The organism is Mycobacterium sp. H4Y (assembly GCF_000364405.1).
Lineage (GTDB): Bacteria > Actinomycetota > Actinomycetes > Mycobacteriales > Mycobacteriaceae > Mycobacterium > Mycobacterium intracellulare.
This window is the reverse complement of sequence record NZ_AKIG01000001.1, coordinates 660104-685291: the sequence shown is the minus strand read 5'-3', so window position 1 is coordinate 685291 and position 25188 is coordinate 660104. Positions and strand designations below refer to the sequence as shown.

The 25188-nt window shown below is 67.8% G+C and carries 25 protein-coding genes and 1 tRNA gene; 10 read left to right on the top strand and 16 right to left on the bottom strand.

The window, feature by feature from the left end:
* Positions 1-65 precede the first annotated feature (65 nt).
* The 7 genes from rpmE to argS all read right to left on the bottom strand — a co-directional run bounded on the left by rpmE (position 66) and on the right by argS (position 9098).
* On the bottom strand, positions 66-296 hold the full coding sequence (rpmE, locus tag W7U_RS03165) for a 50S ribosomal protein L31 (protein WP_008254787.1): 231 nt from the start codon (positions 294-296) through the stop codon (positions 66-68).
* 165 nt (positions 297-461) lie between these two features.
* Positions 462-2330 (bottom strand): transcription termination factor Rho, encoded by a 1869-nt coding sequence (gene rho / locus W7U_RS03160; RefSeq protein WP_008254784.1) that lies wholly within the window; start codon positions 2328-2330, stop codon positions 462-464.
* Positions 2331-2597: 267 nt separating this feature from the next.
* The gene (gene thrB, locus W7U_RS03155; RefSeq protein WP_168160313.1) at positions 2598-3545 is read right to left on the bottom strand and encodes a homoserine kinase; all 948 of its coding nucleotides are present in this window, start codon (positions 3543-3545) and stop codon (positions 2598-2600) included.
* A gap of 76 nt (positions 3546-3621) precedes the next feature.
* Positions 3622-4704 carry a threonine synthase gene (thrC, locus tag W7U_RS03150; protein ID WP_008254781.1) on the bottom strand — a complete coding sequence of 361 codons (1083 nt, stop codon included), beginning with the start codon at positions 4702-4704 and terminating at the stop codon, positions 3622-3624.
* Positions 4701-6026, bottom strand: coding sequence for a homoserine dehydrogenase (locus W7U_RS03145; RefSeq protein ID WP_008254778.1), 1326 nt, complete (start codon positions 6024-6026; stop codon positions 4701-4703). Before W7U_RS03145 ends, thrC begins: the two co-directional genes overlap by 4 nt.
* 4 nt (positions 6027-6030) lie before the next feature.
* Positions 6031-7449 (bottom strand): diaminopimelate decarboxylase, encoded by a 1419-nt coding sequence (lysA, locus tag W7U_RS03140; protein ID WP_008254777.1) that lies wholly within the window; start codon positions 7447-7449, stop codon positions 6031-6033.
* Entirely contained in the window at positions 7446-9098 is a 1653-nt protein-coding gene (gene argS, locus W7U_RS03135; RefSeq protein ID WP_008254775.1) for an arginine--tRNA ligase, read from the bottom strand. Before argS ends, lysA begins: the two co-directional genes overlap by 4 nt.
* A gap of 115 nt (positions 9099-9213) precedes the next feature.
* Here argS and W7U_RS03130 point away from each other — a divergent pair.
* Positions 9214-9286, top strand: a tRNA-Arg gene (locus tag W7U_RS03130).
* A 35-nt stretch (positions 9287-9321) separates the two neighbouring features.
* Here the strand turns inward: W7U_RS03130 and W7U_RS03125 are convergent.
* Entirely contained in the window at positions 9322-9645 is a 324-nt protein-coding gene (locus tag W7U_RS03125; protein WP_008254773.1) for a hypothetical protein, read from the bottom strand.
* 175 nt (positions 9646-9820) lie between these two features.
* Between W7U_RS03125 and W7U_RS03120 the strand changes: the two genes are divergently transcribed.
* On the top strand, positions 9821-10504 hold the full coding sequence (locus W7U_RS03120; protein ID WP_026071516.1) for a hypothetical protein: 684 nt from the start codon (positions 9821-9823) through the stop codon (positions 10502-10504).
* Positions 10505-10519: 15 nt separating this feature from the next.
* Here the strand turns inward: W7U_RS03120 and W7U_RS03115 are convergent, their stop codons facing one another.
* Both W7U_RS03115 and W7U_RS03110 read right to left on the bottom strand, forming a co-directional pair.
* Positions 10520-10990, bottom strand: coding sequence for a hypothetical protein (locus W7U_RS03115; protein WP_008254770.1), 471 nt, complete (start codon positions 10988-10990; stop codon positions 10520-10522).
* Between the two features lie 99 nt (positions 10991-11089).
* A complete protein-coding gene (locus tag W7U_RS03110) occupies positions 11090-11569 on the bottom strand; it encodes an NUDIX hydrolase (RefSeq protein ID WP_225325500.1) in 480 nt (159 codons plus the stop codon).
* A gap of 119 nt (positions 11570-11688) precedes the next feature.
* Between W7U_RS03110 and W7U_RS03105 the strand changes: the two genes are divergently transcribed.
* Together W7U_RS03105 and W7U_RS03100 are read left to right on the top strand one after the other, a co-directional pair.
* Entirely contained in the window at positions 11689-12060 is a 372-nt protein-coding gene (locus tag W7U_RS03105) for a nuclear transport factor 2 family protein (RefSeq protein ID WP_008254766.1), read from the top strand.
* Positions 12061-12256: 196 nt separating this feature from the next.
* Positions 12257-13975 carry a potassium channel protein gene (locus tag W7U_RS03100; RefSeq protein ID WP_008254764.1) on the top strand — a complete coding sequence of 573 codons (1719 nt, stop codon included), beginning with the start codon at positions 12257-12259 and terminating at the stop codon, positions 13973-13975.
* A 16-nt stretch (positions 13976-13991) separates the two neighbouring features.
* Here the strand turns inward: W7U_RS03100 and W7U_RS03095 are convergent, their stop codons facing one another.
* Both W7U_RS03095 and W7U_RS03090 read right to left on the bottom strand, forming a co-directional pair.
* Positions 13992-14858, bottom strand: a complete 867-nt coding sequence (locus W7U_RS03095; protein ID WP_008254762.1) for a tetratricopeptide repeat protein — start codon at positions 14856-14858, stop codon at positions 13992-13994.
* Positions 14859-14927: 69 nt separating this feature from the next.
* Entirely contained in the window at positions 14928-15806 is an 879-nt protein-coding gene (locus tag W7U_RS03090) for an LLM class flavin-dependent oxidoreductase (RefSeq protein ID WP_008254760.1), read from the bottom strand.
* Positions 15807-15872: 66 nt separating this feature from the next.
* On the opposite strand from W7U_RS03090, the gene W7U_RS03085 reads away from it, so the two are divergent.
* Positions 15873-16286 (top strand): VOC family protein, encoded by a 414-nt coding sequence (locus tag W7U_RS03085; protein ID WP_008254757.1) that lies wholly within the window; start codon positions 15873-15875, stop codon positions 16284-16286.
* A gap of 43 nt (positions 16287-16329) precedes the next feature.
* Positions 16330-16719 carry a VOC family protein gene (locus W7U_RS03080; protein ID WP_008254755.1) on the top strand — a complete coding sequence of 130 codons (390 nt, stop codon included), beginning with the start codon at positions 16330-16332 and terminating at the stop codon, positions 16717-16719.
* Positions 16720-16736: 17 nt separating this feature from the next.
* Here the strand turns inward: W7U_RS03080 and W7U_RS03075 are convergent, their stop codons facing one another.
* Genes W7U_RS03075 through cysD form a run of 3 tightly spaced genes read right to left on the bottom strand, consistent with a single transcriptional unit; the run spans position 16737 to position 20051 of the window.
* Positions 16737-17222, bottom strand: a complete 486-nt coding sequence (locus tag W7U_RS03075; protein WP_008254753.1) for an RrF2 family transcriptional regulator — start codon at positions 17220-17222, stop codon at positions 16737-16739.
* A gap of 58 nt (positions 17223-17280) precedes the next feature.
* Positions 17281-19122, bottom strand: coding sequence for an adenylyl-sulfate kinase (gene cysC, locus W7U_RS03070; protein ID WP_008254752.1), 1842 nt, complete (start codon positions 19120-19122; stop codon positions 17281-17283).
* Entirely contained in the window at positions 19122-20051 is a 930-nt protein-coding gene (cysD, locus tag W7U_RS03065; RefSeq protein WP_008254750.1) for a sulfate adenylyltransferase subunit CysD, read from the bottom strand. Before cysD ends, cysC begins: the two co-directional genes overlap by 1 nt.
* A 112-nt stretch (positions 20052-20163) precedes the next feature.
* On the opposite strand from cysD, the gene W7U_RS03060 reads away from it, so the two are divergent.
* Positions 20164-20604 carry a PaaI family thioesterase gene (locus W7U_RS03060; RefSeq protein ID WP_008254748.1) on the top strand — a complete coding sequence of 147 codons (441 nt, stop codon included), beginning with the start codon at positions 20164-20166 and terminating at the stop codon, positions 20602-20604.
* A 74-nt stretch (positions 20605-20678) separates the two neighbouring features.
* Here W7U_RS03060 and W7U_RS03055 read toward each other — a convergent pair whose 3' ends face one another.
* A complete protein-coding gene (locus W7U_RS03055) occupies positions 20679-21170 on the bottom strand; it encodes a carbonic anhydrase (RefSeq protein ID WP_008254746.1) in 492 nt (163 codons plus the stop codon).
* A gap of 212 nt (positions 21171-21382) precedes the next feature.
* Here W7U_RS03055 and W7U_RS03050 point away from each other — a divergent pair, with 212 nt between their 5' ends.
* From W7U_RS03050 to W7U_RS03040, 3 genes are all read left to right on the top strand, one after another.
* Positions 21383-22360, top strand: a complete 978-nt coding sequence (locus W7U_RS03050; protein ID WP_008254743.1) for an ABC transporter permease — start codon at positions 21383-21385, stop codon at positions 22358-22360.
* Positions 22361-22461: 101 nt separating this feature from the next.
* A complete protein-coding gene (locus W7U_RS03045) occupies positions 22462-23337 on the top strand; it encodes an ABC transporter permease (protein WP_008254741.1) in 876 nt (291 codons plus the stop codon).
* The gene (locus tag W7U_RS03040; RefSeq protein WP_008254738.1) at positions 23334-25169 is read left to right on the top strand and encodes an ABC transporter ATP-binding protein; all 1836 of its coding nucleotides are present in this window, start codon (positions 23334-23336) and stop codon (positions 25167-25169) included. The genes W7U_RS03045 and W7U_RS03040 overlap by 4 nt, the downstream gene beginning before the upstream one ends.
* The last annotated feature ends 19 nt before the right edge of the window (positions 25170-25188 follow it).

Here is a 25188-nt window from a genome sequence, read left to right as displayed (position 1 = left end):
CCGCAAACGCAAACCGACGCCCGGCCTGTGCGACTGCACGCACAGTTCGGGCGTCGGTAACCGAGCTATTTGTCGGCAGCGGCTCCGGCCTTGCGCTTGCCGTAGCGCTTCTCGAAGCGGGCGACCCGGCCACCGCTGTCCAGGATCTTCTGCTTGCCGGTGTAGAAGGGGTGGCACTGCGAGCAGACCTCGACGGTGATGTGGCCACCCTCTTTGGTGCTGCGCGTCTGGAAGGTGTTGCCGCATCCGCAGAGCACGGTGGTCTCCGCGTAGGCGGGGTGAATGTCAGCTTTCATGGTGTCCTCTTCGATCGTTTCAGCGTCCGATTATGCCGGGTCAACCGTCATGCCCCAAAACAGCGGGATGGGCTTCGCCATTCCCGGGGCGGTCGCCGCGAACTTAAATCACGGCGCTGGCGCCCGGCGTGTCTTGTGCGTGGTTTAGCGGGAGCGACGGTCCCCCTAGTCGTTGTCCATCCCGGGCGTCGTCTTGGACACCTGGACCAGGAACTCGTAGTTGGTCTTCGTCTTGCGCAGCTGCGACATCAGCAGGTCGATGGCCTGGTGGGAATCCAGGCCCGACAGCACGCGGCGCAGCTTGTGCACGATGCCGAACTCGTCCGGCGACAGCAGCAGTTCGTCCTTACGGGTGCCGGAGGGGTTCACGTCGACCGCCGGGAAGACCCGGCGTTCGGAGATCTTGCGGTCCAGCTTGAGCTCGGCGTTACCGGTGCCCTTGAACTCCTCGAAGATGACCGTGTCACCGGTGGACCCCGTCTCGACCATCGCGGTGGCGATGATGGTCAGCGAGCCGCCCTCCTCGATGTTGCGCGCGGCGCCCAGGAAGCGCTTGGGCGGGTACAGCGCGGTGGAGTCGACACCACCGGACAGGATGCGGCCCGACGCCGGCGAGGCGTTGTTGTAGGCGCGCCCGAGGCGTGTGATCGAGTCCAGCAGCACGACGACGTCCTTGCCCTGCTCGACGAGCCGCTTGGCCCGCTCGATGGCCAGCTCGGCGGCCTGGGTGTGATCGGACGGCGGCCGGTCGAAGGTCGAGGAGATGACCTCACCCTTGACCGAACGCTGCATGTCGGTGACCTCCTCGGGCCGCTCGTCGACGAGCACGACCATGAGGTGGCATTCCGGGTTGTTCTTGGTGATCGCGTTGGCGATGTCCTGCAGGATCGTCGTCTTACCCGCCTTGGGCGGCGACACGATCAGCGCACGCTGGCCCTTCCCGATCGGCATGATCAGGTCGATGACCCGCGTGGTCAGCCGGTCGGGCGTGGTTTCCAGGCGAAGACGCTGGTTGGGATACAGCGGCGTCAGCTTGGAGAAATCGGGGCGCTTCTTGGCGTCCTCGACCGAGCCGCCGTTGACGCTGTCCAGGCGTACCAGCGGGTTGAACTTCTGCCGCTGGTTGGGCTGCTCGCCTTCCTTCGGCACGCGCACCGCGCCGGTGACGGCGTCACCGCGGCGCAGGCCGTTCTTGCGCACCATGTTCATCGACACGTAAACGTCATGGGGCCCGGCCAGGTAGCCGGAGGTGCGCACGAACGCGTAATTGTCGAGGACGTCAAGAATGCCGGCTACCGGCTGGACGACGTCGTCCTCGCGCAGTTCGGCGTCGCCGCCCTCTCCGGAGCGCTCGCCCCGGCGCCGGCGGTCGCGGAAGCGGCGTCCCCGCCGGCCGCCGCGTCCTTCGCCGTCGTCGTCCTGCTGGTTCGACCCGCCACGGCCCTGCTGGCCGCCGGAGCCCTGTTGATCCTCGCTCCCGCCACCCTGGCCGCGGTTCTCGTTCTGGTTGTCTTTGTCCTGCTTGCCTTCGCGGCCGTCGGTCTCGCCGGTGGCGCCGCCATCTCGGCCGCCGGCGCGCTCGCGATCGGCATCCTCGTTGGCGCGGTCGGTCGATCCCGCGTCGCGGGAAGCGCCGCGTCGTTCGCGGCGGGGCGCCTCGGTGGGGGCCGCGCCGTTCTGGCCTTCCTTGGCCGCCGGTGCGTCAGCGCCGTTGTCGTCCTTGGTGTCTTTGGTGTCGTCGTCTTTGGTGTCCGGCTTGCCGCTGTCCTCAGTGGACTTCGTGCCGTTGGCGGGCACGCCGTTGGCCTGTCCCCTGACTTCTTTGATCGCGGCGATCAGTTCGTTCTTACGCATTCCCGACGTCCCTTTGACGCCGACCTGGTTAGCCAGCGCGCGTAGCTCGGGCAGCACCATGGTGGACAGGGCGCCGGCCGAAGCGTTCGTCTTCGCGTCGGGAGTGTCGGTGGTCACGGCATTAGACAGTTGATTGGCGTCAGTGTTTTCGCCAGCCGTGAACAGGTCCGTATCAGTCACGGAGTTCCTTTCTTCCCCCAATGATCACGTCATACGGGGGGTTCGTTGCATTCAGCCAAATTGCCGAGTGCGCCCAATCATCGACTCTGCAACGGTGATCGCCTGGATCGGCGGAGTAAACGGCGAACCTCGTCCACAAGAAGAATTGGTGTTGTCCTAGCGGCAAGGCAGTATGGATGCAGATGCAGATGCTGCGATTGCTGGACGGCTCCGAGGATAGCCCCCATCCCTGCTGGAAGCAAGCAAACCCTCCGGCCACGCTGTTGATCAACCCGCGACGGTGACTCCCGGACTCCAGCGAACTCGTTCGCCGGTGGCCATCTTGATGAGGGCAAATCCGCTTGTGGCGGCGTACTCCACCGCCTCCGGGGGCAACCCCGCCGCCGTGGTCATCGCGATCACCGATGGACCGGCCCCGGACAGCGTCGCTGCCACGTTATGACGCCGCAGCAGCCGCAAATATTCCGCCGAGGCGGGCATGGCCGGTGCGCGCTGCGGCTGGTGGAGCACATCTTCGGTGGCCGCCATGAGCAGGTCCGGGCGTTCGGTCAGCGCGACCACCAGCAACGCGGTGCGGCTGACGTTGAAGCGTGCGTCGTCATGGCTGACCTGCGCCGGCAGCAGCACGCGGGTCTCGGCCGTCAGGGAGCGTTCCTCGGGAACGGCGCAGTACAGGTGGATGTCGGGGTGAAGCCGCAGCGGCACCGCCGCGTACCGCGGGTGATCACCGCTGCGGTCGACCCACGACACGACCGCACCGCCCAGCACGGCCGCCGCCGCGTTGTCGGGATGACCCTCGAAGTCCGAGGACAATTGAATCAGCTGGGTGTCGTCGAGCGTCTGCCAATCCGTCTGCGCGACAAGGCCGTTCGCGGCCGCAAGCCCGCCCACCACCGCCGCCGCTGACGAGCCCAGGCCGCGGGAATGGGGGATGGCGTTGCGGCACCGCACCACCAGCCCGGGGGCGCGGACCCCGACAGCTTGCAGGCCGCGCTCGAGGGCGCGCACCACCAGATGGTCGGCGTCCACCGGCAGTTGGCCGGCACCTTCCCCCTCTACCGTGACGACCAAGCCGGAAGAAGTTGTCTCCACGGTGATTTCGTCGCACAGACTCAACGCCAGACCGATGCTGTCGAAGCCCGGCCCGAGGTTTGCGCTGGAGGCCGAAACCACGGCGGTGGCTACCAGCCCGGCGGGCAGCATCGAGGTCACCAACGTGACCGCCGAGTGTGGGCGCTATGTACGTGGCCTGCCTGGAATTCGTCCATAGGCCCCACGCTCGGTGACCGCACTACGCCAGCCCCAGTTTTTCGACGACCAGGACCGGATCAACCGGCAGCGCGGTCACGGTGGGCATATCCCGTAGTGCCGTGTCGGGATCCTTGAGCCCGTTGCCCGTCACCGTGCACACGACCGTCGACCCGCGGGCCACCCAGCCGTCGTCGACGGCCTTGAGCAGACCCGCGATGCTGGCCGCCGAGGCGGGTTCGACGAAGACACCTTCGGACTCGGCCACCAGGTGGTAGGCGGCCAGGATCTCCTCGTCGGTGGCCGCCAGGAAGCGGCCGTTGGATTGGCGCTGCGCGTCGACCGCGGCCGTCCACGACGCGGGCGCGCCGATGCGGATCGCGGTCGCAATCGTTTCCGGGTTCTTGACCGGCGCACCGTTCACCAGGGGGGCCGCGCCGGCCGCCTGGGTGCCCAGCATCCGCGGCAGCTTTTCGATCAGGCCCTCGTGGTGATACTCGGTGTATCCCTTCCAGTACGCGGTGATGTTGCCCGCGTTGCCGACCGGAAGGGCGTGCACGTCCGGCGCTGCGCCGAGCGCGTCGACGATCTCGAACGCGGCCGTCTTCTGGCCCTCGATGCGCACCGGGTTGACCGAATTGACCAAGGAGATCGTCGGGAAGTCGGCGGCCATCTTTCGGGCCAGTTCCAGGCAGTCGTCGAAGTTGCCGTCGATCTGGATGATCTTGGCGCCGTGCATCACCGCCTGCGCCAGCTTGCCCATCGCGATCTTGCCCTGCGGGATCAGCACCGCGCAGGTGATCCCGGCGCGGGCGGCATAGGCCGCCGCCGACGCCGAGGTGTTGCCGGTCGAGGCGCACAACACGGCCTGTTGGCCGCGCGCCACCGCATCGGTGACCGCCATCGTCATCCCCCGGTCTTTGAAGGAGCCGGTGGGATTGAGGCCCTCGACCTTGAGATGGACTGTGCAGCCGGTCTTTTCCGACAGGCGGGTCGCCGCGATCAGCGGGGTGCCGCCCTCGAGCAGGGTGACCGGGGTCCAGTCGTCGCCCACCGGCAACCGGTCCCGGTAGGCCTCGATGAGCCCGGGCCAGGGCTGGTGGACGGCGGTGCGCGGCGCGCTCATAGGGTGGTCCCTTCCAGTCGCAGCACGCTCGTCACGCTCTGCACGGCATCGAGGTCGGCGAGCGCGTCGACGGTTTCGGACAGCGCGGCGTCCGTGGCGCGGTGGGTGACCACGACGATCCGTGCCCCCACCCGTCGTCCGCCCTCGTCCGCGACGCCCTCCTGCCGCACCTCGGCGATGCTGACCTCGCGTTTGGCGAATTCGGCTGCCACCGAGGACAACACGCCGGGCTTGTCCGCCACGTTCATGCTGACGTAGTAGCGCGTGGAGATCAAACCCATTGGGGCTACGGGGAGTTGGGCGTACTTGGATTCCCGCGGCCCGCGGCTGCCCAGCACGCGGTTGCGCGCGGCCATCACCAGGTCCCCGGCCACGGCGGACGCGGTCGGCGCGCCGCCGGCGCCCTGGCCGTAGAACATCAGCCTTCCGGAGGCCTTGGCCTCGACCACGACCGCGTTGAACGCCCCGTTGACCGTGGCCAGAGGATGCGACAGCGGCACCAAAGCCGGATAGACGCGGGCCGAGACCCGCTCCTGGCCATCGCCGTCCGTGATGCGCTCGCAGATGGACAGCAGCTTGATGGTGCAGCCCAGCGCACGGGCGGACTCGAAGTCGGCCGGCGTGACCTTGGTGATGCCCTCGCGATAGACGTCGTCGGCGATCACCCGCGTGTGGAACGCGATGGACGCCAGGATCGCGGCCTTGGCGGCGGCGTCGTATCCCTCGACGTCGGCGGTGGGGTCGGCCTCGGCGTAGCCGAGCGCGCTGGCCTCGGCCAGCGCGGTGTCGTAGTCGGCGCCGGTGCTGTCCATCGCGGACAGGATGTAGTTCGTGGTGCCGTTGACGATGCCCGCGACCCGCAACACCGTGTCGCCCGCAAGCGACTGGGTGAGCGGCCGGATGACGGGAATCGCGCCCGCCACCGCCGCCTCGAAATACAGGTCGACATGCGCGCTTTCGGCCGCCTGCGCCAGCTCGCCGGTGGAGATGGACAGCAGCGCCTTGTTCGCCGTGACGACCGATTTGCCGTGTTCGAGGGCGCACAGGATGGCCTTGCGGGACGGCTCGACCGGTCCCATGAGCTCCACGACGATGTCGACGTCATCGCGCGCGGCGAGCCCTTCGATGTCGTCGGTGAGCAGCTCGGCGGGAACGCCACGGTCGTCGGCGACGCGGCGCACTCCGACGCCGCGCAGCACCAGGGGCGCGCCGACGCGGGCCGCGAGGTCATCGGCGCTTTCCTCGATGATTCGGACGACTTCGCTGCCGACGTTGCCCAACCCGAGTACCGCTACACCGACCGGCTTTTCCTCACGCGGCACCAGTTCACCTCACTTCCAGACTCAGCAGATCGTCGACCGTCTCGCGGCGCAGGAGCAGGCGCGCGCGCCCGTCACGCACCGCGACGACGGCGGGACGGCAGACCATGTTGTACCGACTCGACAACGAATAGCAGTAGGCGCCGGTGGCGGCCACCCCGATCAGGTCGCCGGGATGCAGGTCGCCGGGCACCCACGTGTCGCGCACGACGATATCGCCGCTCTCGCAATGCTTTCCGACAACACGCGCCAGCTCCGCGGGCGCATCGCTGAGCCGGGAGACCAGCCTGGCGTCGTATTGGGCGTCATACAGGGCGGTGCGGATGTTGTCGCTCATGCCGCCGTCGACGCTGACATAGCGCCGGTGTGCCGTGGCACTGACGTCCACGTCCTTGACGGTGCCCACCTCGTAGAGGGTGATGGTGCCCGGTCCGGCGATGGCTCGTCCGGGCTCGACGACCAGCCGCGGTGTCGGCAGCCCGACAGCCTCCGACTCGTTCTTCACGATCGCGCTCAACTTGGCGGCCAGTTCGCCCATCGGCGGCGGGTCGTCCGCGGCCAGATACGAGATACCAAGTCCGCCACCGAGATCCACGGTCGAGATCTGCGCGGTCTTGTCGACGCCGAACTGCTCGACGGCCTCGTGCAGCAGGCCGAGGACACGGCGCGCGGCGAGTTCGAAGCCGGCGACGTCGAAGATCTGCGAACCGATGTGGCTGTGCAGACCGACCACCCGCAGGTGTTCGGCTTCGAATACCCGGCCGACGGCGGCCAACGCCGCGCCGCTGGCCACGGACAGTCCGAACTTCTGGTCCTCGTGTGCGGTCGAGATGAACTCATGGGTGTGTGCTTCGACACCGACCGTGAGACGGACGAAGACGTCCTGGACGATACCCGCCTCGCCCGCAATGGTATTCAGACGCTCGATCTCGGTCATCGAGTCCAAAACGACGTGGCCGACACCGGCTTTGACCGCCGCGGTCAATTCCGCGACTGACTTGTTGTTGCCGTGGAAGGTGATCCGCTCCGGCGGGAAGTTGGCGTGCAGCGCAACGGCCAGCTCGCCGCCGGTGCACACGTCGAGCGACAGGCCTTCCTCGTCGATCCAGCGCGCGATCTCGCTGCACAGAAAGGCTTTCGCGGCATAGTGCACGTTCTTGCCCCCACCGAACGCCGACGCGATCTCGCGGCAGCGGGACCGGAAATCGTCCTCGTCGACGACGAACAGCGGGGTGCCGTACTCCTGGGCGAGGTCGGTCACCGCTACCCCCGCGATGCTGGCGACTCCGCCTTCATCGCGAGTCGTGTTGCGGGGCCACACGTTTGGCGCCAACAGCAGCAGCTCCTCGGCGGATTGCGGCCGCGGCGGGCTGTCGGCGTGGCGGGTCTCTTCGGCGTGCCGAGGACCGGCGGGATGAACGTTCACATTCGCTCCGGGGCAGTGACGCCGAGTATCGCCAAGCCGTTGGCGATCACCTGGCGGGTCGCCTGGCACAGCGCCAGGCGCGCGGTGTGCAGATCGGTGGGCTGCTCGTCGCCCTGCGGCAGCACCCGGCAGGAGTCGTAGAACCGGTGGTAGTCGCCGGCGAGGTCTTCCAGGTAGCGGCAGATCCGGTGCGGTTCGCGCAGCGACGACGCCGTCGTGAGCACCCGCGGGAATTCGCCGAGGGTGCGCAACAGCGTCCCCTCCTTGTCGTGGTCGAGCAGCCCGAGGTTCCCGGTGTCGGGGATGAGACCGAGTTCGGCGGCGTTGCGGGCCAGCGCCGAGAGCCGGGCGTGCGCGTATTGCACGTAATAGACCGGGTTTTCGTTGGACGCCGACGACCACAGCGCGAGGTCGATGTCGATCGGGGTGTCCACCGAGGACCGGATCAGGCTGTAGCGGGCGGCGTCGACGCCGATCGCCTCGACGAGATCGTCGAGGGTGAGCACGGTTCCGGCGCGCTTGCTCATCCGGACCGGCTGGCCGTCGCGGACCAAGTTGACCATCTGGCCGATGAGCACCTCGACGGTGGCCGGGTCCTCGCCGAGGGCGGCGGCGACCGCCTTGAGGCGGGCGATGTACCCGTGGTGGTCGGCGCCGAGCATGTAGATGCACAGGTCGAAGCCGCGTTGCCGCTTGTCCAGGTAGTAGGCGATGTCCCCGGCGATGTAGGCGGGCTTCCCGTCGCTCTTGATCACGACGCGATCCTTGTCATCACCAAAGGCACTGGCGCGCAACCATGTTGCGCCGTCCTTCTCGTAGATGTTGCCGGTCTCGCGCAGCTTGGCGAGGGCCTCGTCGACCCGTCCGCTGGTGTGCATCGCGTCTTCGTGGGTGTAGACGTCGAAGTCGGTGCCGAATTCGTGCAACGACTCCTTGATGTGGGTGAACATCAGGTCGACGCCGATGGCGCGGAAGGTCTCGTGCATCTCGGGGGCGGGCAGGCTCAGCGCGTCGGGGGCCTTCTGCACGATCTGGGCGGCGATGTCGTTGATGTAGGCGCCCGCGTAGCCGTCTTCCGGGGTGGGTTCGCCCTTGGCCGCGGCGATCAGCGAGCTGGCGAAGCGGTCGATCTGGGCGCCGTGGTCGTTGAAATAGTATTCGCGCACCACGTCGGCGCCCTGGGTGGACAGCAGCCGGCCCAGCGCGTCGCCGACCGCGGCCCAGCGGGTTCCGCCGATGTGGATCGGCCCGGTCGGGTTGGCCGAGACGAACTCCAGGTTGATGTGGTGACCGGCCAGCGCGTCGGAATGGCCGTAGCGAGCGCCGCCGTCGATGACGTTGTTGACCACGACCGCCTGCGCCGACGCCTCGAGGCGCAGGTTGATGAAGCCCGGTCCGGCCACCTCCGCGGAAGCGACGCCGTCGGCCTGCGCGAGTGCCTCGGCGAGCCATCCGGCGAGCTCGCGGGGGTTGGCACCGACCTTTTTGCCCAGCTGCATCGCCAGGTTGCTGGCGTAATCGCCGTGCTCGGGATTGCGGGGCCGCTCGACGGTCACCGTCGCCGGCAGCATGGCAGCGTCCAGCCCGCGCTCGGCCAGCACCGCGGCGGCGGTGTTTTTGAGCAGCTCAGCGAGGTCAGCGGGGGTCACGAGCGTCCATCCTATTGGCTCGCATGCCCGCGCCCCGAATCCGTTGCGGTGGCGGGGCGGCCGCCTGGATGCGCTAGTCTGTCGGAGCCCAATGGTGCAACAACAAAGTTGTAGCGCCCCCGTAGCTCAGGGGATAGAGCGTCTGCCTCCGGAGCAGAAGGCCGCAGGTTCGAATCCTGCCGGGGGCACCGGTGTTACCGCAGGTCAGATGGTACTTTTGCGCTTAATCCGACGACTTGTCCGACTCATCGGAGTCCTCTGGCCCGTCGGAGTCCTCTGACTTCTCCGCCTTTTCGGACTCGTCGGACTCGTCGGACTCCTCGGCCTTGGCAGACTCCTCGCCCTCGCCGGACTCCTTGGCCTTATCGGAATACGTCGCCTCGTCGAGCTTGTCCGCATACTTCGTCAGCAGCCCCGCCAGGTCGCGCGCCTCCTCGGCGGCCAACGAATCCTCGAAAAGGCGCTCGTCGCTGTCCGAGATGCGCTCGACGTAGACCGCGGCGGCCTTGATTCCGACGTCCCATCGGCCCCCCTCGTGACGAACCATGTGCTGCCGCCTTTCGACCGGTGACTCGCTCTCGAACTTCTGCGCCGCGCGCTAGTGCGTTGTTTACCCACTTCTGCTGTAGGCCAGACGGTCACATTCGCTCGAACGACGCGTCGCACGCCCGTCTTCTGAAAACACCGCCACACAGGTCACAGGCGACATTAAGCTGCTGGCCGTGGGCGTGAGAGTGTTCGCCAAGGGCGCTGGCCGATGGCTGGCGGTCGCGGCGTCGCTCGTCGTCTCGGCCGCCATGATCCACGCCCAGGGCACCAAGCCGCGGTGTTGCGCCGAGACGCCGGCGGCGGCCCCCACCAGCGCCACCGCGGCGGCGGCCCCGCCACCCAGCCCACCGCACACCGCCAGTCCCGCGGAGGTGGAGGCGCTCACCGCCCTGGCACCACCCGCCCCCTCCGCCGGCCAGCAGTTCCAGCTCGCGTTGCCCCGCGGCGTCGCGTCCGAGGATCGGCTACAGGTCAAGACCATCTGGGCGGCCCGCGCGATCGGAGTGCTCTTTCCGCAGATCAAGACGATCTACGGGTATCGGGAGGACCCGCTGCCGTGGCATCCCAAGGGGTTGGCGATCGACGTGATGATCCCGAACTTCCACACCCCCGAGGGCATCGACCTCGGCAACCAGATCGCCGGGTATGCGCTGGCGAACGCCAAGCGCTGGGGCATCAATCACGTGATCTGGCGCCAGAAGATCTACCCGGGCGTCGGCGGGGGCAACTGGACGGCCGACCTGGGCTCGGAGACCGCCAACCATTACGACCACGTCCACATCGCCACCGACGGTGGCGGCTATCCGACCGGTCACGAGGTGTATTACATCGCCTCCATGACCAGCGCGCCGGATTGATCGGCGTCGCCTTCGTCAGGCCGTCCCGGCGGCAAACGCCGCCACCGGCATTTCGACCGTTCCGCGGCACGGGCCGCCGTTGATGTCGGTGTGCCAGACACCGCGCAACGATCCGTCCGCCTGCGGCGTGTAGAAGGCCCACGACCGCGCGGGCGCCCACACCTTCGGCGCGCCCTCGCCCATATAGCAATCCCACTGAAAGTCGAAGCGCTCCACCCATTTCGCCCCGTCCCAGGTGTAGCGCGACGGCTGGGGCAGGGTCGGATTCTTGGGCGTGGGCCCGTCGGTGGCGGTGGCCACACACCGGCCCGACGAGCATGCGGTGGTGAAGACGTAGTCGGCGCTGAACGTGGCTTCGGCCTGCGTCGCGGCGACGCTGGTGCCGGTTTTGCCGGCCGCATACCGCACCAGTGAGTATTTGCCGTTCCACGACGGCGACACCGCATGGGCGCAGACGGCGGGGGCGCCGGCGACCGAGGCAGTCACGGCTGCGAGGACCGCAACTACCCGAAGCCTCGGTCGCATCGGTCAATGGTGAGCGTCCGATGACGCGGTGTGATCTCGGCGAGGACACGATCACGGTTTTCAGCGCAACAGGAACAGTCCGTAGGCGGCGATCGACTGCGCGTCGGCGATGACGCCCTCGCGGATCATCCGCTCCACCTCGTCGCGGGCGAACCACGCGCTGCGCATGTCCTGTTCCTCGTGTTCGCGGTCGGCTTCGCCCTCGATGATGCCCGTGGCCAGAAACACCCAGCCGCGCTGACTGGTCATCCCCGGGGCCGCGTCGAGCTCGCCGAGCGCCTCGAACGTCGTTGCGCGCAATCCGGTTTCCTCGCGCAGCTCACGCGAGGCCAACTCGGCCGGGTCGGCGTCGGCCAGGTCCGGGGCGGTGCCTTGGGGAAACTCCCAACGCCGCTCCCCGATGGGGTAGCGAAACTGCTCGACCAACCGGAAGCGTCGCCCGTCATAGGGCATCACGAGCGCGTAGCCCGGCTTGTCGACGACGCCGTAGAGGCCGGTGCTGCCGTCCGGGCGGCGGATGTCATCCTCGCGCAGCACCATCCACGGATTCCGGTAGATCTCGCGGCTCGCGAGGCATTCGATGAACGTCACGCCGCCAGTATTGCCGTGCACACCGCACCCGAAGCGGTGGCGATGGCGAGGGAGTAGCGTCCGAATCCATGCCGTCCCCGCAAGCCATCACCGAGACCGTCAATCGCTACCTCGCGCTCGTCGCCACGGGCACCGCCGACGACATCGTGACCCTCTACGCCGCCGATGCCACCATCGAGGATCCGATCGGCGCCGACATTCGCCGCGGGCATGACGCCATCCGCGCGTTCTATGCGGGATTCCAAGACGCCAAGAAGGACACCGAACTCGCCGAATTGCGGGTCTCCGGCAGCGAAGCCGCCTTCTTCTGGCACCTCACGCTCGACGCCGGTGACAGCCGCACCCGAATCTCCCCCATCTCGACGATGTCGTTCGACGCGGACGCCAAAATCACGTCGATGCGCGCCTTCTGGTCACCGGCTGACGTCCAGGTGTTGTAGCCCGGTCGCCAATCCCGTTGGCATATGGCTTAACTCGGATTCGCACCCACGATCGCAGTGCCTTTGGCCGCGGCCCACCGCCCGCCCGCCCGCCCAATCAATTCGCGCTTGAGCACATGTCGCACTGGCGTCAACCGGCACGGTGCCCGATAGTCATAGCAACACGTGAGCGCCAATGTCATCAGAGGTGGGGTTTATGGGTGGCATCATCGTCAGCGGCGACGACGTGCTCGCGACCACGATCGCCACGGAACTGAACCGCGCGGGCGCCACAGTCGTCAAGCTGCCGAGCGAGGACCTCACCGGCGCGGACCTCACCCAAGCAAGCGCCATCGTCTGCGCCGGGCGTGACGACGCCAAGAATCTCGAAAACGCTTTATTGGCAAGGAAAACGAATCCGAATCTGCGCGTGGTCGCCCGGTTGGGCAACGACGTGCTGCGGGGAGCGGTGGCCGCCGACAACGGCCCCGGGGCCATCCTCGATGTCGCCGACCTCGCGGCGCCGTCGGTCGTCGAGGCGTGCCTGGCGAGCAACACCCACCCGGTCGAGGCGGCCGGCATCAACTTCGTCGTGTCGGGCGCCGAGGCGCCACGCGACGCGACCCTTCGAGAGATCTACGGCGACCTGGCACCGGTGGCCGTGATCCACGGCCAGGACGCCGCCACCCCCGGCGAGGTGGTGCCCTGTCCGGGCCGCGACCATCGGGTGCGCGCCGGTGATTGGACCGCCATGATCGGCAGCGCCGACGAACTGGCCGCCCGCGGCATCAAGACGCCCCGGCCGACCGCGACGCGCTCGCGCCGCTCGTGGGTGCGGCGGGCCTCGGACGCCGCACGCGCAATGCGCGACGACGTCAACCCCCTGCTCTTCCCCGCCATGCTGCTCGCGCTCACCCTGCTGCTCGCGTCGACGATCGTCGTGCACTTCTCCTACACGAAGCCGCGCCTGTCCTGGCTTGACGCAATGTATTTCACCGCGGAGACCATCACCACTGTGGGATACGGCGAATTCACCTTCGCCCAACAATCCGCGTGGCTACGCATCTTCGCCGTCGGCCTGATGTTCGCCGGCGTGACCACCACCGCGCTGCTCGTCGCCTTCGTGGCGGACTTGCTGTTGTCGCGCCGCGTCCTGCAATCGGCCGGCGTCCGGCGGGCGCGCCACCTGCGCGACCACATCATCGTGGTGGGGCTGGGGTCCTTCGGCAGCCGCGTCGTCGGCGATCTGACCGCGGCCGGATACGACGTCGCGGTGATCGAACGCGACGAGAACAACCGGTTCCTGTCGACCGCGGCCGAACTCGACGTGCCGGTGATCTTCGGGGACGCCACGCTGCGCCAGACGCTGGAGTCGGCCCGCGTCGACCGCGCCCGCGCCGTGGCCGTGCTGACTCAGGACGACATGGTCAACATCGAGATCGGCATCGTGCTGCGCGAGATGCTGGGTCCCCGGGTGATGCCCGAGGTCAACCGGCCCGACGTGCCGATCGTGCTGCGCATCTACGACCGCACCCTCGGCGACGCGGTGGCCAAGCGGTTCGGGTTCGAGAACGTCCGGTCGACGGTCGACCTGGCCGCCCCGTGGTTCATCGGTGCCGCGATGGGTTTGCAGGTGCTGGGCACGTTCTCGGTCGGGCAGCGATCCTTCATGGTCGGCGCCATGCACGTGGCGGCCGGCAGCGAACTCGACGGGCTGCGGATGTTCGAAATGTCCACCCAGACCCGGGTCATCGCCATCACCCGTCGGGACGCCCCGGTCGAGCTACACCCGCGCCGCGACGCCTGGCTTCGCGGCGGCGACACCGTCTACCTGGTCGGGCCGTACCGGGAGCTGCTGGAGACGCTGCGCAAGGGGCAGCCACCGCAGGAGCCTGCCGTCGACGACGAGCGCCCGGCGGACAAAGCGGCGACCTGACGCCCGCACATCCAGGTCAGGAGGCGGACCAGTCCACCGGGGTGTCGGGTTCGCCCGCGCGGGCGCGGTGCCGGGCACACCAGCCGGCCAATTCCTGGCGGGCCGCGATTGTCACCGGATGCTCGTCGCCGAGGACGCGGGATTCCTCCTCGACCAGCGCCTCCCATGCGGTGACCCCGTCCGTCACGCCGGCCCGGTTCGGGGCCCACAGCGTGAACATGTGCCGCGCCATGAGCAGATGAACGTGGTCGCTGCCCAGCTTGTCGCGCAGCTCGCCGATCAGCCACTCGAGTTCGGTGATCGCCGCGGGGATGTCACCGGCCCGCCCTCGCCAGATCGCCAGCATCAACCGCGTCCCGAGGGTGTCGGCGTGGTCGTCGCCGAGCACCCGCCGCCGCGCGGCGAGCACATGTTGGCCCTCGGTCATAGCTCCGGCGAAATCACCGGTCTCCCAACGCTTCTCGGCGACCCTCTCGCGGGCCATCAGCGTGCTCTCGTGGTCGGGCCCCAGAATCCGCTGTTCGTCGGCGACGAGCTGCGACCATTCGGACAGCGACGACACCGGCGCTTGTTGGCGACCGGCCAGCAGGTGGCGCGCGGTCAAGGTGCTCAGGTGATCGCGACCGAGCACCTCGACGAGATCGGGTATCAACTCCTTTAGGTCGGCGTAGACGGCGGCGTCCTCGCCCGCCCGCAGCTGCACGGTGGCCAGCGCCACCTTGAGCTCGAGGACGTTGGGATCGCGCTCCCCCAGCGTTGCCCGGCACAGGGTCACCAGCTCGTTCGCCTGCAGCGCGGCCCCGGCGAAATCGCCGTTGTTCGCGCACTGCGCCATCAGCCCGGTCATTTCGGCCAGCGGGGCGGGCAACTCCTGCTGCGTCATGTCGCTAATGAAAACCCCGCGGCGCCGATGCGGCAATTCACCCTGTGCCGCCGCTCGGCCCGAGCTGGACTACAGCCGCCCGGCGACCTCCGCGGCGCGGCGCAGCTGATCGACATCCGAGCTCGTCGGGATGAGCTGAACCTCGTCGGTGCCGATCTCCTCGAACCGGCGCAGCACGTCCAGCAGCTCGTCTTCGCTGCCGGCCCACCCGGTCATCGGCGCCATGGCGTCGACGTATTCGGCCGGTATCCAGTTCATGTAGCGACGTAGATGGCGGTGCACCTGGGCGCGGGACTCCTCGGGGGACCCGAAAGCGAACCAAAACGAGGTGATGAGGTGGGGTTTGGGCTTGCCGGCCCGCGCCCAGGCGTCTCGCGTGACGTCGAACAGCTCGTTCTGCTTGGCGACGTCGAGGTCCAGGGTGGTGCCCGCCAGCCCGTCGGCCCACGCCGCGGCGCTGCGGATGGTCTTCGGACCGATACTGCCGACGAACAGCGGTGGACCGCCGGGCTGCACCGGCGCCGGACCGACGGGCCGCACCGAGTCGGTGGTCTTCTCCCCCGCCCAGACGCGCTTCATCACCGCCACCCGTTCGGCCATGCCGCGCATGGTCTGTGTGGCGGGGTCGGCGCCGACGGCGTGGTAATCCTCGTGCCGGCCGCCCACCCCGATGCCGACGGTCAACCGGCCGCCGCTGAGCATGTCGCCGGTCGCCAGACCCTTGGCGAGCATGACCGGGTCGTGCAGTTGCGGCACGATCACCGTCGTCAGCAGCCGCACCCGATCGGTCCAGGCGGCCAGCGCGCCCAGCAGCGTCAGGTTGTCCGGATTGTCGAACGCGATGCGCTCACCCCAGCACAGTGACGAGAACGGCCCCTCGTCAATGGTGCGCGCCCAGGTCTCGAGCACCGTCGCATCCAGATCCGGTTCCATCACCGGCATCGTCATCGCTATCTGCACGACGGCGATTCTGGCATGTTTAACATGCGACCCATCAGTGGAACCATGGACCGAATGGACTTCACCAGCACTTCCATCGCGCATGTCCGACTGACCGTGACCGATATCGAGCGATCCCGGCAGTTCTACGAGAGCGTGTTCGGCTGGCCGGTGTTGCTGGAGGTCCCCGACAACGCCGACGAAGCCACCCGCAATCAGTTGAGCTTTTTGTTCGGCGGTGTCATCTACGACCTCGGCGGCACGCTGCTCGGCCTGCGGCCCGTCGCCGCGGGCCGCTTCGACGAGAATCGCGTCGGGCTGGACCACATCGCGTTCCGGCTCACCACTAGGGACGAATTGGATTCGGCGGCAGCGCATCTCGATGACCTTGGCGTCACTCACGAGCCGATCAAGGACATCGGGCCGTCTTACATACTGGAGTTCCGCGACCCCGACAACATCGCCCTGGAGCTGACCGCGCCGAAGTAGCGCGTTGTCGCGCGGGGCGTGCGGTGGTTGACTGGACAGAACTATGAGCATCAGTTTCAACCACACCATCGTCGCGTCGCGCGACAAACGAGAATCCGCCGAGTTTCTCACCGAGCTGTTCGGGCTGCCCAGCCCAAAGCCGTTCGGCCACTTCATGGTTGTCGAACTAGAGCACGGTGCCACCCTGGACTACGCGGATGCCCCCGACGGCGCGGACATCCCGCGTCAGCACTACGCCTTCTTGGTGTCCGAGCAGGAGTTCGACACGATCTACGACAAGATCCGGGCTCGTGGCATGCAGCACTGGGCCGATCCGGGCGCCACGCGTCCCGGCGAGATCAACCACAATGACGGCGGACGCGGGGTGTATTTCACCGACCCCTCCGGTCATGCCATGGAGATCCTCACCCGCCCCTACGGGTCGGGCGGCTGAGCCGTTGTGCACGTTGCCTAGTCGCCGGTGCGCGCCGAGCCGTGCCGCTGGCTCTCCTGTTTCCGATAGTCGTCGGCCAGTTGCGCCACATGCTTGGGCAGGCCGCCGGTCGCGACGTCGGCCAGGGTGGTTTGTTCCAGCACGGACCGCATGCTGGCGCGCAGCGCCCGCCAGACGTCGGTGAGCGCGGCGGTCGGTCCCGAATACGGCAGGTCCCCGAGTCCGATGTCGCGGACGCTGGCCAGTGGCCCATCGATGCAGCGCAGGACGTCGGCGATGCTGATGTCGCTGCCGGAGCGGGCCAATTCGTAGCCGCCCTCACGGCCACGATGGCTGCGCACGAGCCGGTCGGTGCGCAGGTTGGTCAGGATGTCGACGAGAAATTGCGGCGGGATGCCCTGGGCCTGGGCCAAGTCGTCGGTCTTCACCAGCGTCCCGTCGGACACCGTGGCGAGCTGGATCATCGCCCGCACGGCGTACTCCGCCTTCGCTGACATGCGCACTCTCAGGATTGTGCCATCCGGTGCGGGCATTTCGGCGCAGCCGGGCGGCACCGGCGTGCTACCCGCGCGATTCGAGCAGGTCGAGGACCCGCTGCGCCTGCTCCTCGATGGTGCCGTCCGGGGTGAGCCGCAGATCGGGATTCGCCGGCGGCTGATACGGACTGTCGATCCCGGTGAACTGGGTGATCTCACCGGCGCGCGCCTTCGCGTACAGCCCCTTGGGGTCACGCTTTTCGCATTCGTCGATGGGGGTGTCGCAGAAGACCTCGATGAACTCGAACCCGGCGTCGGCGTGCACCTTGCGGGCCAATTCGCGTTGTTCGGCCAGCGGGCTGATCGCCGGCACCAGCACGACGTTGCCGCAGTCGGCGAGCAGCGCCGCCACATGCGCGAGCCGGCGCAGGTTCTCGGCGCGGTCGGCCATGGAAAAGCCCAGGTCGGCGTTCAAACCGTGCCGCAGGTTGTCCCCATCGAGAACGTAAGCCAGAGACCCCTTTTCGAGCAGCTTTTGCTCGACCAGCATGGCCACCGACGACTTGCCGGAGCCGGACAGACCGGTGAACCACACCGTCTTGCCGCGGGGCCGGGCCTGCGCGATCGCCGAAGGCTTGTGCCGCACCGTGTTTGGGCTCGCCGCCTGCGCCGACGCGTCGCGCAACACCATGCCGGCGGCCACGGTGCCGTTGGTGTGCGGGTCGATGAGGATGAACGACCCGGTGCTCGGGTTCCGGGTGTACTCGTCGAGGAGCAGCGGAACCTGGGTGCGCAGCGAAATGCGGCCAAGCTCGTTGAGCTTCAACGCCGTCGCGGACTTGTCGCGGTGCAGCGTGTTGACGTCGAGGCGGTAGTCGAGCGCGGTCACCTTGGCGTGCGTGGTGCGGGTGGTGTGCTTGATGACGTAATCGCGGCCGGGCTCGAGCGCCGCGCCGTCGGCCATCCAGCACACCGTCGCGTCGAACTCCTGCGCGACCCGGGGCTGGTTGTGGGTGCGGGCGATCAGATCTCCCCGCGAGATGTCGATCTCGTCGGCGAGGGTGACGGACACGGCCATCGGCGGGAACGCTTCTTCCACCGGACCATTCGGGCCCTCGATCGCGGTGATGCGGGTGTGCTTGCCGACGGGCAGCACCACGACCTCGTCCCCGGCGCGCATGACGCCGCTGGCGACGGTGCCGGCGTAGCTGCGGTGGTCCTGATGTTCGCGGGTGTGCGGCCGGATGACGTACTGCACCGGGAACCGCACGTCAACCATATTGCGATCGCCGGCGATGTACACCTCTTCGAGGTGCGACAACAAGGCCGGCCCTTCATACCACGGCGTCTGGTCCGACTTCGTCACCACGTTGTCGCCGTGCAGCGCGGAGATCGGGATGGTGGCCACGTCGTGCACGTCCAACCGAGCGGCGAAGGCGTGGAACTCGTCGCGGATCGCCTCGAATTTCTCTTTGTCCCAACCGATCAGGTCCATCTTGTTGACCGCGAGCACGATGTGCTGGATGCCCAGCAGGGACGCCAGGAAAGCGTGCCGGCGTGACTGCTCCAACAGGCCGTGCCGCGCGTCGACGAGCACGATCACGAGCTGGGCGGTCGAGGCCCCGGTCACCATGTTGCGGGTGTACTGGATGTGGCCGGGGGTGTCGGCGATGATGAATTTCCGCTTGGGAGTGGCGAAGTAGCGGTAGGCGACGTCGATCGTGATGCCCTGCTCGCGTTCGGCCCGCAAGCCGTCGGTCACCAGCGCCAGGTCGGTGTAGTCGTGGCCGCGGTCCTTGGACGTCTGCTCCACCGCGGCCCACTGGTCCTCCATGACGGCCTTGGAGTCATACAGCAGGCGGCCGATCAGGGTGGACTTGCCGTCGTCGACGGAACCCGCGGTTGCGAGCCTCAGCAAGGTGGCCATCAGAAGTATCCCTGTCGTTTGCGGTCTTCCATGCCGGCCTCCGAGATCCGGTCGTCGGCCCTGGTCGCCCCGCGTTCGGTGAGCCGGGACACCGCGGTCTCGGCGATGACCTCGTCGACGGTGGCGGCTTGCGATTCCACGCATCCGGTGCACGTGACGTCCCCGACGGTGCGGAAGCGCACCGTCGCCTCGAACACCGGCTCGTCGGCGTTGGGCTGCATGTTCTTATCGACCGCCAACAACATGCCGTCACGGCGAAAGACCTTGCGCCGGTGCGCGTAATAGATCGACGGAAGGGCGATGTTCTCGGCGCCGATGTAGGACCAGATGTCGAACTCGGTCCAGTTGGACAGCGGGAAGACCCGGATGTGCTCACCCTTGTGATGCCGGCCGTTGTACAGGTTCCACAGCTCGGGCCGCTGCGCCTTCGGATCCCATTGACCGAACTCGTCGCGGAAGCTGAACACACGCTCCTTGGCGCGGGCCTTCTCCTCGTCGCGGCGCGCCCCGCCGAACGCCGCGTCGAACTTGTTCTCCCGGATGGCGCGAAGCAGGGTCACGGTCTGGATGGGGTTGCGCCCCTGACGTGGCTCGACCACCCGCCCGGCGTCGATGTCTTCCTGGACCGAGGCGACGACCAAGCGCACTCCGTGCTCGTTGACCAGCTCGTCGCGGGTCGCGATCACCTCGTCGAAGTTGTGTCCGGTGTCGACGTGCATCACCGGGAACGGCAACCGGCCCGGACGGAACGCCCGCAGCGCCAGATGCAGCATGACGATGGAGTCCTTGCCGCCCGAGAACAGCAGCACCGGCCGCTCGAACTCGGCGGCCACCTCCCGAATGATGTGGATCGCCTCTGCCTCCAGCGAGCGCAGGTGGCTCAATTCGTACTGTCCGACGGCGGGGGCCGCCTTCAGATCACTGGTCATAGCTTCCTTCACTCGCTAAAACCTGGCAGAACTGACCATATTTGGCATCTTAGCGATATATGAGACCAGCTGGCGCTGGACCTGTCAACCTGGGGTGCGAAAACATGGACGAATGACTTCTCACCCCGGACCTTCTCGCCCGCCCGCGCCCAGCGGCCGCGACGTCATCGCGCAGTTCATCCCCCAGTCCCCGTTCGTCGTCAAGCTGGGCATCGTCGCCGACCGGCTCGAGGAGGACGAGGTGCGGCTGCGGCTGCCCTGGGACCCGTCCAACGTGACGCTCGGCGACATGGTTCACGGTGGGGCCATCGCCACCCTCGCCGACCTCACCGTCATGGCGGCGGCGTGGTGCGGCGTCCCAGCCCCGCCGGAACTACGCGGCGTGACGGTGTCGATGGCGCTGGACTACATGGCCCCGGCTCGGGCCACCGACGTGATCGGCATCGGCCGGGTGCTGCGACGCGGCCGATCGCTGGTCAATTGCGAGGCCGAGATCGTCGACTCGGGGGGCACGCTGGTGGCCAAGGCCTTGGCGACCTACAAGGTCGGCTGAAGGGCCACCGAACGTGCACTGATGGCGGGGATCGGGCCGATTTTTCGCCGTGGCTACACGCTCGGCGCGCGCTTCTAGAGCGTGACCTCGTTGAGCTTGCCGGTGGCGACGTCGAAGAAGAAGCCACGCGCGGAGACGTGCTTGGTGACGAACGGACTGCCCTCGATGCGCCGCAGCGACTGCCGGACGTCCTCGGCGACATCCGGGAACGCCTCGGCCGCCCACGGCGGTTTGACCCCGGTCTCCTCCTGGATGGTGCGCTTGAAGTCGTCGTCGGTGAACGTGAGCATCCCGCAATCGGTGTGGTGAATCAGGATGATCTCTCGCGTCCCCAGTAGTCGTTGGCTGATGGCCAGCGAGCGGATGACGTCGTCGGTGACGACCCCTCCGGCGTTGCGGATGACGTGGGCCTCCCCCTCGTTGAGGCCGAGGAGGCGGTACACGTCGAGCCGCGCATCCATGCACGCGACGACCGCCACATGCTTGCCCGGCGGCATCGGCAGCGGCCCGTTGAAGGTCTTCGCATATTCGGCGTTGTTGCCCAGCAAGTCATCGGTAACCGTCACGCAAGCCTCCTCGACAGTGTCGCGGTCTGAGGCGTGCCGCAATCGCCGCACGGCTCGGTACCGCGGTGCATGTTAACAACCGATCACACGCGATTCACGCATGAGAATCAAGCAGATCTGAAGCTCACCGAACGCGCCCGGCGCTGCACGCGCGACGCCGTGCCGCCGGCTCGATAACCTGTCCCAATGCGACGCGTGCTGTGCGGACGGGTATGACCCGGTTTCTCGCCCGCCGCTTGCTCAACTACGTCGTGCTGCTGGCGCTGGCATCGTTTCTGACGTTCTGCCTGACGTCGGTGGCCTTCAAACCGCTGGACAGCCTGTTGCAGCGCAACCCGCGACCACCACAAGCCGTCATCGACGCCAAGGCCCACGCGCTCGGTCTCGACGAGGCGATCCCGATCCGCTACGCGCACTGGGCTTCACACGCCGTCCGCGGTGACTTCGGCAAGACCGTCACCGGGCAGTCCGTCGGGGAGTCACTGTGGCGCCGAGTCGGAGTGACGCTGCGCCTGCTGGTCATCGGGTCGCTGGTGGGCACCGTCGCGGGCATCGCGGCCGGGGCGTGGGGCGCGATTCGGCAGTATCGGCTCAGCGATCGCGTCGTCACCATGATGGCCCTGCTCGTGTTGAGCACCCCGACGTTCGTCATCGCCAACCTGCTGATCCTGGCCGCGCTGCGGGTGAACTGGGCCGTGGGTCTGCAGATTTTCGACTACACCGGGGAGACATCGCCGGGGGTGTCCGGCGGGGCCGGCGCGCACTTCTTCGACCGGTTGCGGCATTTGGTGTTGCCGTCGTTGACCCTGGCGCTGGCGGCCGCGGCGGGATACAGCCGCTATCAGCGCAACGCGATGCTCGACGTCCTGGGCCAGGACTTCATCCGCACCGCGCGGGCCAAGGGGCTGACCCGCCGGCGCGCGTTGGTCAAGCACGGGTTGCGCACCGCGCTGATCCCGTTGGCCACCCTGTTCGCCTACGGGGTGGCCGGGCTGGTCACCGGAGCGGTGTTCGTGGAGAAGATCTTCGGCTGGCACGGCATGGGCGAATGGCTGGTGCAGGGCATCGCGACGCAAGACACCAACATCGTCGCGGCCATCACCGTGTTCTCCGGCGCGGTGGTGTTGCTGGCCGGCCTGCTCTCCGACGTGTTTTACGCGGCTCTCGACCCGAGGGTCAGGGTGTCATGACCCGCGCCGCCGACGATGCAGAGCGAAGCGATGAGGCGGCGGGGCGTTCATGGACCTCCGCGGCGGATATCGATGGCGCCCACGGGTTTTCGAGTCACGACGTGGCGGACTTCACCTCGCGCCGCACGCTGGTGCTACGCAGGTTTGCGCGCAATCGGTTCGCGGTGGCGTCGCTGATCTTGTTGGTGCTGCTGTTCGTGGGCTGTTACACCCTGCCCGCGGTGCTTCCCTATTCCTACGAGGACCTCGATTTCACCGCGCTGCTGCAGCCGCCCAGCGCGCGCCACTGGCTGGGCACCAACGCGCTGGGACAAGATCTGCTGGCGCAGATCCTGCGGGGGATGCAGAAGTCGATGCTGATCGGTGTGTGCGTGGCGGTCATCTCCACCGGCATCGCCGCCACCGTCGGTTCGGTCTCGGGCTATTTCGGCGGTTGGCGCGACCGTGTGCTGATGTGGCTGGTCGACCTGCTGTTGGTGGTGCCCAGCTTCATCCTCATCGCCATCGTGACGCCGCGCACCAAGGACTCGGCGAACATCGTGATGCTCGTTCTGCTGCTGGCGGGATTCGGCTGGATGGTCAGTTCCCGCATGGTGCGGGGCATGACCATGAGTTTGCGCGAGCGCGAATTCATCCGTGCCGCACGGTATATGGGCGTATCCAGCCGCCGCATCATTGTCGGGCATGTGGTGCCCAACGTGGCGTCCATCCTGATCATCGACGCAGCGCTCAACGTCGCCTCGGCCATTCTGGCCGAAACCGGCTTGAGCTTCCTGGGTTTCGGCATCCAGCCACCGGATGTGTCGCTGGGCACCTTGATCGCCAATGGCACCCAGTCGGCGACCACGTTCCCGTGGGTGTTCCTCTTTCCCGCCGGGGTGCTGGTGCTGATCCTGGTGTGCGCCAACCTGACCGGCGACGGCCTGCGGGACGCGCTCGACCCGGGCAGCACCCCGGTGCGGGGCGGTGCGCGATGAGCCCCCTGCTCGAGGTGACCGACCTGGCCGTGACCTTCGCGACCGGCGGCGATCCGGTGACCGCGGTCCGCGGCGTCAGCTACCGCGTCGAACCGGGCGAAGTCGTCGCCATGGTCGGCGAATCCGGTTCGGGCAAGTCCGTTTCGGCGATGGCGGTCGTGGGCCTGTTGCCCGAGTACGCGCGGGTGCGCGGCTCGGTCCGGCTGCACGACACCGAGCTGCTGGGCCTGGACGACGACGCGATGTCGCGGTTCCGCGGCAAGACGGTCGGCATGGTGTTCCAGGATCCGATGTCGGCGCTGACACCGGTGTACACCGTCGGCGACCAGATCGCCGAGGCGATCGAGATCCACCAGCCGCGGGTGGGACGGCGGGCGGCCCGTCATCGCGCGGTCGAACTGCTCGAATTGGTGGGCATCGCCCAGCCGGAGCGACGCGCCCGCGCGTTTCCGCACGAGCTCTCCGGCGGTGAACGGCAACGGGTCGTCATCGCGATCGCGATCGCCAACGACCCCGACTTGTTGATCTGCGACGAGCCCACCACCGCACTCGATGTCACCGTGCAGGCGCAGATCCTCGAGGTCCTCAAAACCGCCCGCGACGTCACCGGGGCCGGGGTGCTGATCATCACGCACGACCTCGGTGTGGTCGCCGAGTTCGCCGACCGGGCGCTGGTGATGTACGCGGGGCGGGTCGTCGAATCCGCCGAGGTGCACGACCTTTACCGGGACCGCCGAATGCCCTACACCGTCGGGCTGTTGGGCTCGGTTCCGCGGCTGGACGCCGCACAGGGCACCCGGTTGGTGCCGATCCCCGGCGCACCGCCGTCGTTGGCCGGTCTGGATCCCGGCTGTCCGTTCGCCCCGCGCTGCCCGCTGGCCATCGACGAATGTCGGCTCGAGGAGCCGGAACTGCTTCCCGTCGGTGCCGACCATCGGGCGGCCTGCATCCGCACCGATCAGGTGGGCGGCCGCAGCGCCGCGGACATCTACGGCGTCAGCACCACGGCACAGTCGGTGAGACCCGATGACTCGTCGGTCGTCGTCCGGGTGCGTGACCTGACCAAGACCTACCGGCTGACCAAGGGCGTGCTGCGCCGCCGCGCCGGCGAGGTGCGCGCGGTCGACGGCGTCAGTTTCGAGCTGCGGCAGGGCCGTACCCTCGGCATCGTCGGCGAGTCCGGTTCGGGGAAATCGACCACGTTGCACGAGATCCTGGAACTCACCGGGCCCCAATCGGGATCGATCGAAGTGCTGGGCACCGATGTCACGACGCTGAGCCCGGCGAGCAGGCGGTCGCTGCGACGCGACATTCAGGTCGTGTTCCAAGACCCGGTCGCCTCGCTGGACCCGCGACTGCCGGTGTTCGAGCTTCTCGCCGAACCGCTGCGCGCCAACGGGGTCGACAAGGGCGGCACCAACGCGCGCGTCGCCGAGCTGCTCGAGATCGTGGGCCTGCGCCGCGCCGACGCGGTCCGCTACCCCGCCGAGTTCTCCGGCGGGCAGAAGCAGCGCATCGGCATCGCCCGTGCGCTGGCTCTGCAACCGAAGATCCTGGCGCTCGACGAACCCGTCTCCGCGCTCGACGTCTCCATCCAGGCCGGGATCATCAACCTGCTGCTCGACCTGCAAGCGCTCTTCGGCTTGTCCTATCTGTTCGTCTCCCACGATCTTTCGGTGATCAAGCACCTCGCCCACGAGGTGGTCGTGATGCGTTCCGGAACGGTCGTCGAGCGGGGCGACAGCCGGCAGGTCTTCGACAACCCGCAACACGAATACACCCGGCAGCTGCTGGACGCGGTGCCGCGACCCGATCCGGGCGCAGGTGGCTAGCGTCGGCATCCGGTTGGCG